Origin of the sequence: Streptomyces sp. NPDC008313 (genome assembly GCF_042956125.1) — a bacterium.
GTDB lineage: Bacteria > Actinomycetota > Actinomycetes > Streptomycetales > Streptomycetaceae > Streptomyces.
In genome coordinates this window covers 1-13,722 of record NZ_JBIBFR010000023.1, presented here as the reverse complement: position 1 = coordinate 13,722, position 13,722 = coordinate 1, and the positions used below count along the sequence as shown (strand labels likewise).

General features: G+C 72.4%; 10 protein-coding genes and 1 pseudogene. 7 read left to right on the top strand and 4 right to left on the bottom strand.

Features of this window, described 5'->3' with window-relative positions:
- Window positions 1-171 precede the first annotated feature (171 nt).
- The 3 genes from ACFY93_RS26810 to ACFY93_RS26800 all read left to right on the top strand — a co-directional run bounded on the left by ACFY93_RS26810 (window position 172) and on the right by ACFY93_RS26800 (window position 5,464).
- Window positions 172-1,392, top strand: a complete 1,221-nt coding sequence (locus ACFY93_RS26810; RefSeq protein WP_391363615.1) for a histidine kinase — start codon at window positions 172-174, stop codon at window positions 1,390-1,392.
- Window positions 1,389-2,066: a response regulator gene (locus ACFY93_RS26805; RefSeq protein ID WP_391363613.1), complete on the top strand. Its 678-nt coding sequence runs from the start codon at window positions 1,389-1,391 to the stop codon at window positions 2,064-2,066. Before ACFY93_RS26810 ends, ACFY93_RS26805 begins: the two co-directional genes overlap by 4 nt.
- 251 nt (window positions 2,067-2,317) lie before the next feature.
- On the top strand, window positions 2,318-5,464 hold the full coding sequence (locus ACFY93_RS26800; RefSeq protein ID WP_391363611.1) for an efflux RND transporter permease subunit: 3,147 nt from the start codon (window positions 2,318-2,320) through the stop codon (window positions 5,462-5,464).
- 130 nt (window positions 5,465-5,594) lie between these two features.
- On the opposite strand, the gene nadA is transcribed toward ACFY93_RS26800, so the two are convergent.
- Window positions 5,595-6,779, bottom strand: coding sequence for a quinolinate synthase NadA (gene nadA / locus ACFY93_RS26795; RefSeq protein ID WP_391363609.1), 1,185 nt, complete (start codon window positions 6,777-6,779; stop codon window positions 5,595-5,597).
- Between the two features lie 352 nt (window positions 6,780-7,131).
- Here nadA and ACFY93_RS26790 point away from each other — a divergent pair, with 352 nt between their 5' ends.
- A complete protein-coding gene (locus tag ACFY93_RS26790) occupies window positions 7,132-7,488 on the top strand; it encodes an iron-sulfur cluster assembly accessory protein (RefSeq protein WP_391363803.1) in 357 nt (118 codons plus the stop codon).
- Window positions 7,489-7,590: 102 nt separating this feature from the next.
- Here the strand turns inward: ACFY93_RS26790 and ACFY93_RS26785 are convergent, their stop codons facing one another.
- Both ACFY93_RS26785 and ACFY93_RS26780 read right to left on the bottom strand, forming a co-directional pair.
- A complete protein-coding gene (locus ACFY93_RS26785) occupies window positions 7,591-9,165 on the bottom strand; it encodes a hypothetical protein (RefSeq protein ID WP_391363607.1) in 1,575 nt (524 codons plus the stop codon).
- Between the two features lie 203 nt (window positions 9,166-9,368).
- Window positions 9,369-9,650, bottom strand: coding sequence for a hypothetical protein (locus ACFY93_RS26780; RefSeq protein WP_391363812.1), 282 nt, complete (start codon window positions 9,648-9,650; stop codon window positions 9,369-9,371).
- Window positions 9,651-9,781: 131 nt separating this feature from the next.
- On the opposite strand from ACFY93_RS26780, the gene ACFY93_RS26775 reads away from it, so the two are divergent.
- The gene (locus ACFY93_RS26775) at window positions 9,782-10,756 is read left to right on the top strand and encodes a PfkB family carbohydrate kinase (RefSeq protein WP_391363605.1); all 975 of its coding nucleotides are present in this window, start codon (window positions 9,782-9,784) and stop codon (window positions 10,754-10,756) included.
- An 86-nt stretch (window positions 10,757-10,842) separates the two neighbouring features.
- Here the strand turns inward: ACFY93_RS26775 and ACFY93_RS26770 are convergent, their stop codons facing one another.
- A complete protein-coding gene (locus ACFY93_RS26770) occupies window positions 10,843-12,225 on the bottom strand; it encodes an aminotransferase class V-fold PLP-dependent enzyme (protein ID WP_391363603.1) in 1,383 nt (460 codons plus the stop codon).
- A 349-nt stretch (window positions 12,226-12,574) separates the two neighbouring features.
- Between ACFY93_RS26770 and coxB the strand changes: the two genes are divergently transcribed.
- On the top strand, window positions 12,575-13,534 hold the full coding sequence (coxB, locus tag ACFY93_RS26765) for a cytochrome c oxidase subunit II (protein ID WP_391363601.1): 960 nt from the start codon (window positions 12,575-12,577) through the stop codon (window positions 13,532-13,534).
- Window positions 13,531-13,722: pseudogene (locus ACFY93_RS26760) on the top strand (cytochrome ubiquinol oxidase subunit I); the annotation flags it as partial. The gene coxB and the pseudogene ACFY93_RS26760, both read left to right, overlap by 4 nt.

The window sequence follows — 13,722 nt, the reverse complement described above, 5'->3', positions numbered from 1 at the left end:
CCGCCCGGCCCGTGGGCGGCGCGGGTGGGCACGCTGTGCGCACGTGTGCCTCCGGAGCCGGCACGGGTGGGCACTGGGGGTCCCCCCTGCTCGAAGAGCTTGGGGGAGGCATCCGCACGGCGCCGGCCCGTCACTCCGCCGCCCCCGACGACGCAGGGCATCCAACCCACCGTGACCCCCCTGTCCCGCACCAGACTCCGCCTCCGCGCCCACCCCACCACCCTCGACGCCGTCCTCGCCGTCGCCGTCCTCGCCTGCATCCTGGCCGGCTCCTTCGTCGACCCGCACGGCGACAACGGCCCCACGTGGGGCACCCGCACCCCCGACGCCCTCGGCCTCGTCCTGATGACGCTGGGCGCCGCCGCCCTGGTCATGCGCCGCCGCTTCCCCATGCCGGTCCTCGCCGCGACCGTCGCCGTCTCCCTCCTGGAACTGCTCACCGGCGACCCCCGGGTCCCCGTCGTGATGTGCGCCGTCGTCGCCCTGTACACCGTCGCCTCGGCCACGGACCGGCCCACCACCTGGCGGGTCGGCCTGTTCACGATGACCGTGCTGACCGGCTGCGCGATGCTCGCCGGACCGCTGCCCTGGTACGCGCAGGAGAACCTCGGCATCTTCGCGTGGACGGGCATGGCGGCCGCCGCGGGCGACGCCGTCCGCAGCCGCCGCGCCTTCGTGCACGCCATCAGGGAGCGCGCCGAGCGTGCGGAGCGCACCCGCGAGGAGGAGGCCCGGCGGCGGGTCGCCGAGGAGCGGCTGCGCATCGCCCGCGACCTGCACGACGTCGTCGCCCACCACATCGCCCTGGTCAACGTCCAGGCCGGGGTCGCCGCGCACGTCATGGACAAACGGCCCGACCAGGCCAAGGAGGCCCTCGCCCACGTACGCGAGGCGAGCCGTTCGGCGCTGAACGAGCTGCGCGCCACGGTGGGCCTGCTGAGGCAGTCCGGCGACCCCGAGGCACCCACCGAGCCCGCCCCGGGCCTCGCCCGCCTCGACGAGCTCGCGGACACCTTCCGCAACGCGGGCCTGCCCGTCGAGGTGGCCCGCGCCGACCACGGCACCACACTGCCCGCCGCCGTCGACCTCGCCGCGTACCGCGTCATCCAGGAGGCCCTCACCAACGTGCGCAAGCACGCGGGCTCCGGGGCCCGGGCCGAGGTCAGCGTCGTACGCGTGGGACCGCGGGTCGAGGTCACCGTGCTCGACGACGGACCCGGCCAGGACGGTGAGCCGCAGGAGGGCGGGGGACACGGGCTGCTCGGGATGCGGGAACGGGTCACCGCCCTCGGCGGAAGCTGCACCGCGGGTCCCCGGTACGGCGGCGGATTCCGGGTCCATGCGATCCTTCCCGTCGAGAACCGCACCGCTGTCCGGGGAGAGGCCGTATGACCATCCGCGTCCTGCTCGCCGACGACCAGGCACTGCTGCGCAGCGCGTTCCGGGTGCTCGTCGACTCCGAGCCCGACATGGAGGTCGTGGGAGAGGCGTCCGACGGCGCTCAGGCGGTGCGGCTGGCCCGCGAGGAACGGGCCGACGTGGTGCTCATGGACATCCGGATGCCGGGCACCGACGGCCTCACCGCGACCCGGCTGATCAGCGAGGACCCGGCGCTCGCCCACGTCCGGGTGGTCATGCTGACGACCTTCGAGGTCGACGAGTACGTGGTCCGCTCCCTGCGGGCGGGCGCCTCGGGGTTCCTCGGGAAGGGCTCGGAGCCCGAGGAGCTGCTGAACGCCATCAGGATCGCGGCCGGCGGCGAGGCGCTGCTCTCCCCGGCGGCGACCAAGGGGCTCATCGCGCGGTTCCTGGCGCAGAGGGACGACGAGGGACCCGACCCGGCCCGCTCCGAGCGGCTGGACGCGCTCACCGGCCGGGAACGCGAGGTGCTGGTCCAGGTCGCCGGCGGGCACTCCAACGACGAGATCGCCGATCGGCTGGAGGTCAGCCCGCTCACCGTGAAGACGCACGTCAACCGGGCCATGGCCAAGCTCGGCGCCCGCGACCGGGCACAACTGGTCGTCATCGCCTACGAGTCGGGACTGGTCCGGCCGCGGGTGGAGTGAACCCGGTCCCTCCGAGAGTGGACCGCCCCACACCCGCGTCTACTGCGCCCGCAGTACGCGCGGCACCAGGAACGGCACCTGGGAGCTACGGATCGGCCGTTCCCATGGCCCAGGGTGTCAGCAGGAGCGCTCACCTGTGCGCTCCACCGCTCGGGCACCGTACGCCGTCGGGGCCGGACGCGCCGCCGCGCGCACGCCGCCGGACCACCGGGCCCCATCCGCTCACGCCACAGAAGAGAGACCCGCCACCCATGTCCTGGCTGTCCAGATTCAGCCTCGCGCAACGTGCCCTCATAGGCCTGATGTCGATCATCGCGCTCGTCTTCGGAGCGATCGCGATCCCCCAGCTGAAGCAGCAGCTGCTGCCGACCATCGAACTGCCGATGGTGTCCGTCCTGGCGCCGTACCAGGGCGCGTCCCCCGACGTGGTCGAGAAGCAGGTCGTCGAGCCCATCGAGGACAACCTCGAAGGGGTCGACGGCATCACCGGCGTCACCTCCACGGCCGCCGAGGGCAACGCCGTGATCATGGCGTCCTTCGACTACGGCAACGACACCAAGCAGCTCGTCGCCGACGTCCAGCAGGCCGTCAACCGCGCCCGCGCCCAGCTGCCCGACGCCGTCGACCCGCAGGTCATCGCCGGTTCGACGGACGACATGCCCACCGTGGTCCTGGCCGTCACCTCCGGCCAGGACCAGCAGGCACTGGCGGACCGCCTCGACCGGACCGTCGTCCCCGCGCTGAAGGACATCGACGGCGTCGGCCAGGTCACCGTCGACGGCGTGCGCGACCTCCAGGTCACCGTCACGCCCGACGACAAGAAGATGGCGAAGGCGGGCCTCACCTCCGCCGCTCTCGGCCGCGCCCTGCAGGCCGGCGGCGCGACCGTCCCGGCCGGCTCCTTCGAGGAGGACGGCTCGAACCGCACCGTCCAGGTCGGCGGCGGCTTCACCTCGCTGAAGCAGATCGAGGACCTGATGGTCACCGGCGAGGGCGCCGCGGCGAAGCGGCCCGTACGCCTCGCCGACGTCGCGGAGGTCGAGCAGCGGCAGGCCAGGGCCGACTCCATCACCCGTACCGACGGCCGCCCGAGCCTCGCGGTCGTCGTCACCATGGACCACGACGGCAGCGCGGTCGCCATTTCCGAAGCGGTCGAGGACAAGCTGCCCGCGATGCGCGAGGACCTCGGTTCCGGGTCCGCGATCACGGTCGTCAGCGACCAGGGCCCGGCGGTGTCGAAGGCCATCGACGGACTGACCACCGAGGGCGCGCTGGGGCTCCTCTTCGCCGTCCTCGTCATCCTGGTCTTCCTGGCGTCGCTGCGCTCGACCCTGGTGACGGCCGTGTCGATCCCGCTGTCGGTCGTCCTCGCGCTGATCGTCCTGTGGACCCGCGACCTCTCCCTGAACATGCTGACGCTCGGCGCGCTCACCATCGCCATCGGCCGCGTCGTGGACGACTCGATCGTGGTCCTGGAGAACATCAAGCGCCACCTCGGCTACGGCGAGGAGCGCGAGGAGGCCATCCTCAAGGCGGTCAGGGAGGTCGCCGGGGCGGTCACCGCGTCGACGCTCACCACGGTCGCCGTGTTCCTGCCGATCGGCCTGACCGGCGGCATGGTCGGCTCGCTGTTCGGCTCGTTCTCGCTGACCGTGACGGCGGCGCTGCTCGCGTCGCTGGTGGTCTCGCTGACGGTCGTGCCGGTGCTGTCGTACTGGTTCCTGCGCGCCCCGAAGGGCACCCCGGAGGACGCCGAGGAGGCCCGCCGCAGGGCCGAGGAGAAGGAGGCCGGCAGCCGCCTCCAGCGCTTCTACCTCCCCGTCCTGCGCTTCGCGACCCGGCGCCGCCTCACCAGCCTGGCGATCGCCGTGGTGGTCCTCTTCGGCACGTTCGGCATGGCCGGGCTGCTGAAGACGAACTTCTTCGACCAGGGCGACCAGGAGGTCCTCACCGTCAAGCAGGAGCTGAAGCCGGGCACCGGCCTGGCGGCGACCGACGCCTCGGCCAAGAAGATCGAGAAGATGCTCGGCTCCGTCGACGGAGTGAAGGACTACCAGGTCACGGTCGGTTCCTCCGGCTTCCTGGCCGCCTTCGGCGGCGGCACGGACAGCAACCAGGCCTCGTACCAGGTGATGCTGGAGGACTCGGCGTCCTACGACGACGTCCAGGACCGCATCGAGGAGGGGCTCGGCAGGCTCTCCGGGATCGGCACCACGACCCTCACCGCCGGTGACGGCTTCGGCAGCCAGGACCTGAGCGTCGTCGTGAAGGCGGCCGACGGCGACGTCCTCGCCGAGGCGGCCGAGAAGGTGCGCGACGAGGTGGCGAAGCTCGACGACGTCACCGACGTCACGAGCGACCTCGCGCAGTCCGTGCCGCGGATCTCGGTGAAGGCCAACTCCGAGGCGGCCGCCGCCGGGTTCGACGACGCCTCGCTGGGCGCGGCGGTCGGCCAGGCCGTGCGCGGCACGACGAGCGGCAAGGCGATCCTCGACGACACCGAACGGGACATCGTCATCCGGTCGGCGAAGCCCGCCACGACGCTCCAGGAGCTGCGCCACCTCAGGCTCGGCGCCGTCGAGCTGGGCGACATCGCCACCGTGAAGCTGGTCGACGGACCCGTGGCCATGACCCGCATCGACGGTCAGCGGGCCGCCACCATCACGGCGAAGCCGACCGGCGACAACACCGGCGCGGTCAGCGCGGACCTCACGTCCAGACTGGACGCGCTCAAGCTGCCCGAGGGCGCCACGGCGGAGATCGGCGGCGTCTCGCAGGACCAGGACGACGCGTTCGCGTCCCTGGGCCTGGCGATGCTGGCCGCGATCGCGATCGTGTTCATGCTGCTGGTGGCGACGTTCCGCTCGCTGGTGCAGCCGCTGATCCTGCTCGTCTCCATCCCGTTCGCGGCGACCGGAGCCATCGGGCTGCTCGTCGTCACCGGGACCCCGATGGGCGTCCCGGCGATGATCGGCATGCTGATGCTCATCGGCATCGTGGTGACGAACGCGATCGTGCTGATCGACCTGATCAACCAGTACCGCCGTCAGGGGTACGGAACGGTCGAGGCGGTCGTCGAGGGCGGCCGGCACCGGCTCCGTCCGATCCTGATGACGGCCCTGGCGACGATCTTCGCCCTCCTCCCGATGGCGCTGGGCGTCACCGGAGAGGGCGGCTTCATCGCCCAGCCGCTGGCCGTGGTCGTCATCGGCGGTCTGATCACGTCGACCCTGCTCACCCTGCTGCTGGTCCCGACGCTCTACACGATGGTCGAGATCCGCAAGGAGCGGCGCGCGAAGAAGAAGGCGGCGAAGCGAGCGGCGAAGGCCGGGGACACGCCCGAGCCGTCCGCCGCCTCCGACGTGGCGTCCGGCGAGCCGGACTCCGCGCGGGTCTGACGGGTCCGCACGACCGTCCGTCCCGTACGGGACAGGGGCGCCCCTCCGGGCCGGAGGGGCGCCCCTTCTTCGCGTGCGCACGGAGGCGGCGGCCGCGGGCGGACGGCCGCGGCCGCCGTACCGCAGGTGGCTACGGCAGCGCCAGCATCCGCTCCAGGGCGAGCTTGGCGAACGCCTCCGTCTCCCGGTCGACCTCGATGCGGTTGACCAGGTTGCCCTCGGCCAGCGACTCCAGGGCCCAGACCAGATGGGGCAGGTCGATGCGGTTCATGGTGGAGCAGAAGCAGACCGTCTTGTCGAGGAAGACGATCTCCTTGCCCTCGGGGGCGAAGCGGTTCGCCAGCCGGCGGACCAGGTTCAGCTCCGTGCCGATCGCCCACTTGGAGCCGGCCGGTGCCGCCTCCAGGGCCTTGATGATGTACTCCGTGGACCCGACGTGGTCCGCCGCGGAGACGACCTCGTGCGTGCACTCCGGGTGCACCAGGACGTTGACGCCCGGGATCCGCTCGCGGACGTCGTTGACCGACTCCAGCGAGAAGCGGCCGTGCACCGAGCAGTGTCCGCGCCACAGGATCATCCTGGCGGCGCGCAGCTCGTCCGCGGTGAGGCCGCCGTTCGGCTTGTGCGGGTTGTAGACGACGCAGTCGTCGAGGGACATCCCCATGTCACGCACGGCGGTGTTGCGGCCCAGGTGCTGGTCGGGCAGGAAGAGCACCTTCTCGCCCTGCTCGAAGGCCCACTCCAGGGCGCGCCGCGCGTTGGACGAGGTGCAGATCGTGCCGCCGTGCTTGCCCGTGAACGCCTTGATGTCGGCGGACGAGTTCATGTACGAGACCGGCACCACCTGCTCGACCACGCCGGCCTCGGTCAGCACGTCCCAGCACTCGGCGACCTGCTCGGCCGAGGCCATGTCGGCCATGGAGCAGCCCGCGGCGAGGTCCGGCAGGACGACCTTCTGGTCGTCGGTGGTGAGGATGTCCGCGGACTCGGCCATGAAGTGCACGCCGCAGAAGACGATGTACTCGGCCTCGGGCCGCGCGGCCGCGTCCCGGGCCAGCTTGAAGGAGTCGCCGGTGACGTCGGCGAACTGGATGACCTCGTCGCGCTGGTAGTGGTGGCCCAGCACGAAGACCTTGTCGCCGAGCTTCTCCTTCGCGGCGCGGGCACGCTCGACGAGGTCCGGGTCGGAGGGCGAGGGCAGGTCACCGGGGCACTCGACGCCGCGCTCACTCCTCGGGTCGGCCTCACGGCCGAGCAGCAGCAGGGCGAGGGGCGTCGGCTGTACGTCGAGCTCCTGGGTCTGGGCGGTGGTCACGACACACACCCTTTCTGTTCTGCGGCTCGCTTGGATCACGGGAGCGATCCAGCGGTACGTGCCTTTTCGTCGAATTGACGCTATCTATCATAACCGGTTCACGTCACTTTGACGATGCCCATAGCGTCCATGTGACGTGAATCCCGAAGAAGCGGCCCGGGGCGACCGCGAAGGTGAGCCGGAGCGGCCCCCGGGCAGACGTGGTGTTGTCCACAGGCCGCTGTCCGCGCCGCGACGCGTGTGCGAGCATGAAGGGGAGAAGCGACAGACACGCTCGGCCCGGAATGAATCCGCGGTCCCGCCGGTTGCAACCGTCGGCAAGCAGTCTCCGTACAACCCGGGAGTGAAGCAGATGTCCGTATCGGACGAGAAGACCACGGTGAGCGACGGCATCCTCCTGTCCGACGCCGCCGCCTCCAAGGTCAAGGCCCTGCTCGACCAGGAAGGCCGCGACGATCTGGCGCTGCGCGTCGCCGTTCAGCCCGGGGGCTGCTCCGGCCTGCGGTACCAGCTCTTCTTCGACGAGCGCTCCCTCGACGGTGACGTCGTCAAGGACTTCGGCGGCGTCAAGGTCGTCACCGACCGCATGAGCGCCCCGTACCTGGGCGGCGCGTCCATCGACTTCGTCGACACGATCGAGAAGCAGGGCTTCACGATCGACAACCCGAACGCGACGGGCTCCTGCGCCTGCGGCGACTCCTTCAGCTGAGCCGCGCGCCCGCCCCGGCGGGCACGGGTCCACACGCGCGAAGGCGGCGTCCCCCACCGGGGACGCCGCCTTCGCGCGTGTGGACCGCGAGAGCCGGTCGGCCTACCGCGGCTGCGGTGACTTCGGAAGTGTGGGAGCCGTCGTCCCCTCGGGGACCGGCCCGCCGTCCGTGCCCACCACCGCGCGGCCGCCCAGGGGCGCGTCCAGCTGGACCGTCCGGTGGTAGAACTTCGCGATCAGGATGCAATTGCGGTTCTTCCAGGGCTTCTCGGTCACCGTCACGGTCACGTCGTCCGAGGTCTGCCGCGCCGCCACCGCGTAGTCGGCGCACACCCCGCCCGTGAAGGTCACGGTCAGGGCCTTGCCGTCGGCCGAGTAGCCGTTCACCCGGACGTCGCGGGGTGTGGGCGCCGTCCCCGCGCCGTCGCCCGGCCCGGTCGGCCGGGGGCTCGGTGACTCGACCGGGCCCGAGGGCGGCGCGGGCGAGGTCAGAAACCGCGGGTCGACCGCCGGATGCGTCACCGTGAAGCTCTCCCGGGCCCCGTCCGGCCGGACCTGGAACAGCCACGACGGTACCAGCGCCCGCCCGCCGTCCGTGTAGCGCGCGGCCAGCCCGAACACCGCCTTCTCGACGGTGACCGTCCGGGACGCCGAGGCCCCGGTCGGCGCCTCGCACGGCACCTCGTTCCTGTCCTTCAGCGGTACGGGACTGGCGCAGCCCCCGATGCCCTTGCGGCCCCCGCCCCCGGCCGTTCCGTTCAGCAGCTCCAGCGTCCGTGCGGCGCCGACGACGGGATACGTGTCGCCCTTGACGGGCGCCTTGAGCGTGCCGTTGCCGCTCACCACCCGGCCGTCGGCGCCGACCCGGACCCCGGTGGTCCAGCCGTACGTGGGCAGGCCGCCCACCTCCGGATCGGCGTTCACCACCCGTACCGCGCCCATCAGGCCGCTCGCGTCGATCTTCGCGTCGTCCTGGCCGGCCGCCTTGAGCACGGGTGCGGCGGCCTTCCTCGCGGCCGCCTCGCTCACGGGGGAGCCGCCGGTCCTCCCGCTGCCGCCGCTCCCGCCGCCGCACGTGGCGCCCTTGCAGTCGTCCGTCCCCGGCGCGTACCGGCTGAACGTCCAGGAGCCCGGCGCCTTCACGGTCACCCTGAGGGTGGGGCCGAAGCCGTCCTTGCCGGTCCCGGCCTTCCAGGTGCCCCCGGACCGGGTCGGCGTGCCGTCGACCCCGAGGGCGCGGGCCAGCCGGGTCACCTCGGCCGCGGTGACCTCGCCCTTCGCCCGGTACACGGGCGCGGAGCCGGGACCCTCGGGGAGGTCGCCGCCCGCCCGGTAGACGACGCCGTTCGGGTCGGGCTCGCCGGGTGCGATGCCGTGCGTACCGTCCGGGCCGCCGGTCGCGCTCGCGGCGCTCTCCGTGTACCCGTCCAGGGCGAGCGGCGGGGGCGTGCCCTCGCCGGAACCGGCGCCCGAGCGGCCGGGGACGCCGTCCGAGGCGGTCGCCGCGACGTACGCCCCTCCGCCGCCGGCCACCAGCACCGCGGCCGCGACCGAGGCGACGGCCATCGGGGAGCGCCGGCGGCGCGGCCCGGCCGTGGGCCTGCCCCCGGTGTCCCCGGCGGAATCGGGATCGTGACCGGAACCGGTCGCGTCGTTGTCGGGTCGGTCGGTGTTCACCGCATCGCTCCTTCGCCCCACTGCTGTCCACGGTGAGTGACCCCTTCCCGTACCGGACGGGACACGCGCGGGTCGTACACCGCGTCCCCTCTACGGGGGACGCCGATGGGACGTGGCGGGGGAGCGTGCGGTTCCCTCCGGGCGCCGCGGATGCCTCGGACGGGCGCCCCGGGGGGCGGGCGGCCCGGGCCGCCCGCCCCGCCTCAGTCGCCGTAGTCGGACATCGCGTCGAGCAGGCGCGCGGAGGCGGGATCGACCGTCACCCCGTGCAGACGGGACACCGGCACCGGCGTGGAACCGCTGGTCCGACCGGGTGCGGCCCAGTGCGGGGCCATTCGGGCGGCCTTGCCGCGCAGCTCGGCGATCCCGCCGTCGAAGCCACTGCCGAAGCCGCCGTCGAAACCGCCGTGGAGGCTGCCGTGAAGGCCGCCGCGGCGGCGGCCCTCGGCGGCGCGCGCGGCCTGACCCTGCTCGATGTTCGTCATACCGGCACCGTATGCACCGTGTCTCTCACGAAGAAAGACCTACTATCGGGTAGTTTTGCCCGCTTCAGTGGCGGGCCGGGGCCGGGTAGCGTGAACTGTCAATCCCCTTCCCGCAGGAGCGTGTCCTCGCCGTGCGTATCGCAGTCACCGGCTCCATCGCCACCGACCACCTCATGACCTTCCCCGGCCGCTTCGCCGACCAGCTCGTCGCGGACCAGCTGCACACGGTCTCCCTCTCCTTCCTGGTCGACAACCTCGACGTCCGCCGGGGTGGCGTCGGCGCGAACATCGCCTTCGGCATGGGACAGCTGGGCACCGGGCCCGTCCTCGTCGGCGCCGCGGGCTCCGACTTCGACGAGTACCGTGCCTGGCTGGACCGCCACGGCGTGGACACCGCGTCCGTGCGCATCTCCGAGGTGCTGCACACCGCGCGCTTCGTGTGCACCACGGACGCCGACCACAACCAGATCGGCTCCTTCTACACGGGCGCGATGAGCGAGGCCCGCCTCATCGAGCTCAAGTCCGTCGCCGACCGGGTCGGCGGCCTCGACCTCGTCCTGATCGGCGCCGACGACCCGGAGGCGATGCTGCGCCACACGGAGGAGTGCCGCGCCCGCCGGATCCCCTTCGCCGCCGACTTCTCGCAGCAGATCGCCCGGATGAGCGGCGAGGAGGTCCGGATACTGCTGGAAGGGGCGACCTACCTCTTCTCCAACGAGTACGAGAAGGGGCTCATCGAGTCCAAGACCGGCTGGACGGGCGACGAGATCCTCGCCAAGGTCGGCCACCGGATCACCACCCTCGGTTCGCGCGGCGTCCGGGTCGAGCGCAGCGGCGAGGACCCGATCGAGGTCGGCGTCCCCGAGGAGACGGCCAAGGCCGACCCCACCGGCGTCGGCGACGCCTTCCGCGCCGGGTTCCTGTCCGGGCTCGTCTGGGGCGTCGGCCTGGAGCGGGCCGCCCAGGTCGGCTGCATGCTCGCCACGCTCGTCATCGAGACCGTCGGCACCCAGGAGTACCAGCTGAGCCGCGCCCACTTCATGGACCGCTTCACCAAGGCGTACGGCCACGACGCCGCGGACGAGGTCCGCGTCCACCTGCGCTGACCGGCTCCACGGCCACGGGAGCGCGGGCCACGGGCCCCGCCCGCGCTCCCCGCAGGGCCCGCACGGCCCGCTCCTGACGGCAGACCTCAGGACAGCCGCTTCACCACGAACGCCGTGCCCCGCGCCGCCGGCTCCTCCCCGACGTACTCCTGGCCGCGCATCTCGCACCAGGCCGGGATGTCGAGCCGGGCCGCCTCGTCGTCCGCCAGCACCCGGACCAGGCCGCCGACCGGCACGTCCCCGATGACCTTCGCCAGCTCGATCACGGGCACCGGGCAGAGCATGCCGAGGGCGTCGACGACCCGGCCGCCCGAGGTGGCCGGGGCCGCGGCGCCCGGCGCGGGCGCGCCCAGCTTCTCCCGGACCGCCGAGACCGCGGCCGGAAGGATCTCCAGGAAGCGCTCCACGTCCTCGTCCCGGACGTCGGAGGGGAGGGAGACGCGGACGTTGCCCTCGCTCAGCACGCCCATCGCGCGCAGCACATGGCTGGGCGTCAGGGTGCTGCTGGTGCACGACGAGCCCGAGGAGACCGAGAAACCGGCCCGGTCCAGCTCGTGCAGAAGCGTCTCCCCGTCGACATAGAGACAGGAGAAGGTGACGATGCCGGGCAGCCGGCGCACCGGGTCGCCGACCACCTCCACGTCCGGGACCAGCTCAGGGACCGCCGCCCGGATCCGCTCCGTCAGCGCCCGCAGCCGCACGGCCCGCTCCCCGGCCTCGGCGCGCACGGCCCGCAGTGACGCGGCGGCGGCCACGATCCCCGGAATGTTCTCGAATCCCGCCGCGCGGCCCGACTCCCGCTCGTCCACGGCCCCTTGCGGGGCGAACCGCGTCCCCTTGCGGACGACGAGCAGTCCGACCCCCGGGGGGCCGCCCCACTTGTGGGCGCTCGCGGTCAGCAGGGACCAGTCGCCCTCCACCCGCCCCCACCCCAGGGACTGCGCCGCGTCCACCAGCAGGGGCACCCCGGCCGCACGGCACGCGGCGGCCACCTCCTCCACCGGCTGCTCGGTGCCCACCTCGTGGTTGGCGGACTGGAGGCAGGCCAGCGCCGTGCCGGGACCCAGCGCCCCGGCGAACGCCTCGGTGGCGACCGCGCCGGCGCGTCCCACCGGGACCCGGGTCACCGTCCCGCCCGCCGCCTCATGGGCATCGGCCGAATGGAGCACCGACGAGTGTTCGACGGCTGACACGATCAGGTGGTCTCCCACGCGCCGCCGGCCGGCCAGCGCGCCCGCGATCCCGCAGTGCACGGCGCGGGTGCCGGAGGAGGTGAAGACCAGCTCGTCGGGGCGGCAGCCCACCGCCTCGGCGGCGGTCTCGCGGGCCGCGTCGAGCAGCAGCCGGGCCCGCCGCCCCTCACGGTGCAGACGGGCGGGGTCGGCCCAGCCCTCGTCCAGCGAGGCCTGCAGAGCCTGGCGTGCGACGGGGTGGAGCGGTACGGCGGATGCGGCGTCGAAGTAGGACACACCGCCACGCTAACGCCGCGCTCGGGCCCCGGCCCCGCCGCCCCGGGCCCAGGGGCGGGGCGGAGCGCGCCTCCCGGACCGGGCCGTCGCCGCCCCGGGTCCGAAGGCCCCGTCAGACGGGCCGGTGCGCGGGCCCGTCGGCGTCGTCCGGCACGCCACGGAACCCCTTGTTCCACCCCTTCCGGGTGGCGGACGGCGCGTTGGGCACCCTCCCCGCGCGACCCCAAATAGCGTCCAGTAGGGTTTGGTCCGCATAAACATCCAAACCCCTGCCCGACGCAGGGCGGCGACCGACCAGCGAGTAAGGCCGCAGCCGACCGCGCGGGCGAGACTCTCGGGAAGGCGCTACGTGAGTCCCAACGGCTCCGACCGCTCGCCGCGGCGCCCGATGCGGCGGAAGCTGCTGCAGGCACTGACCGCGGGCCTGGTCCTGGCGACCGCCACCGGTTGCACATACAAGGACTTCCCCCGCCTTGGTATGCCCACCCCGACCACGGAAGAGGCTCCGCGGATCCTCTCCCTGTGGCAGGGGTCCTGGGCGGCCGCGCTCGCCTGTGGCGTGCTGGTGTGGGGCCTGATCCTGTGGAGCGCCATGTTCCACCGGCGCAGCCGCACCAAGGTCGAAGTTCCCCCGCAGACCCGGTACAACATGCCCATCGAGGCGCTGTACACCGTGGTCCCGCTCATCATCGTCTCGGTGCTCTTCTACTTCACCGCGCGCGACGAGTCGAAGCTCCTCGACACCTCCAAGAAGCCCGACGTCACCATCAACGTCGTCGGCTTCCAGTGGAGCTGGGGCTTCAACTACGTCGAGAGCGTGGACGGTTCCACCGGCGACGCGAAGTCCGACAAGAACCTGGACGCGATTCCGGACAGGCTCAAGAAGGACTTCCCGGCGAACGCCGGCGGTGTCTACGACGTCGGCACGCCGGCCTCGAAGAACCCGCAGACGCACAACCCCGGCCCGACCCTCTGGCTTCCCAAGGGCAAGACGGTCCGCTTCGTCCTCACCTCGCGTGACGTCATCCACTCCTTCTGGGTGGTGCCGTTCCTGATGAAGCAGGACGTCATTCCGGGCCACACCAATGCCTTCCAGGTGACCCCCAACAAGGAGGGCACCTTCCTGGGCAAGTGCGCCGAACTCTGCGGCGTCGACCACTCCCGGATGCTCTTCAACGTGAAGGTCGTCTCTCCCGAGCGCTACGAGGCCCACCTCAAGGAGCTCGCGGAGAAGGGCCAGACCGGTTACATCCCGGCCGGCATTGAGCAGACGGGCCACGAGAAGGAGCGGGAGACGAATAACCTGTGAGCATCCTCAACGAACCTCAGGGTGCCGCCGCGGCCGAAGACTCGTACGAGAACGAGCTGCCGGTCCGGCGCAAGCAGCCCGGTAACGTCGTGATCAAGTGGCTCACCACCACGGACCACAAGACGATCGGCACGCTGTATCTGGTCACGTCGTTCGCGTTCTTCTGCATCGGCGGCGTGATGGCGCTG

What these genes read in the sequence shown, in the direction of transcription:
- ACFY93_RS26805 (WP_391363613.1), top strand. Translation starts at nt 1,389, where the DNA reads ATGACCATCCGCGTCCTGCTCGCCGACGACCAGGCACTGCTGCGCAGC.
- ACFY93_RS26800 (WP_391363611.1), top strand. Translation starts at nt 2,318, where the DNA reads ATGTCCTGGCTGTCCAGATTCAGCCTCGCGCAACGTGCCCTCATAGGC.
- ACFY93_RS26790 (WP_391363803.1), top strand. Translation starts at nt 7,132, where the DNA reads ATGTCCGTATCGGACGAGAAGACCACGGTGAGCGACGGCATCCTCCTG.
- ACFY93_RS26780 (WP_391363812.1), bottom strand. Translation starts at nt 9,650, where the DNA reads ATGACGAACATCGAGCAGGGTCAGGCCGCGCGCGCCGCCGAGGGCCGC.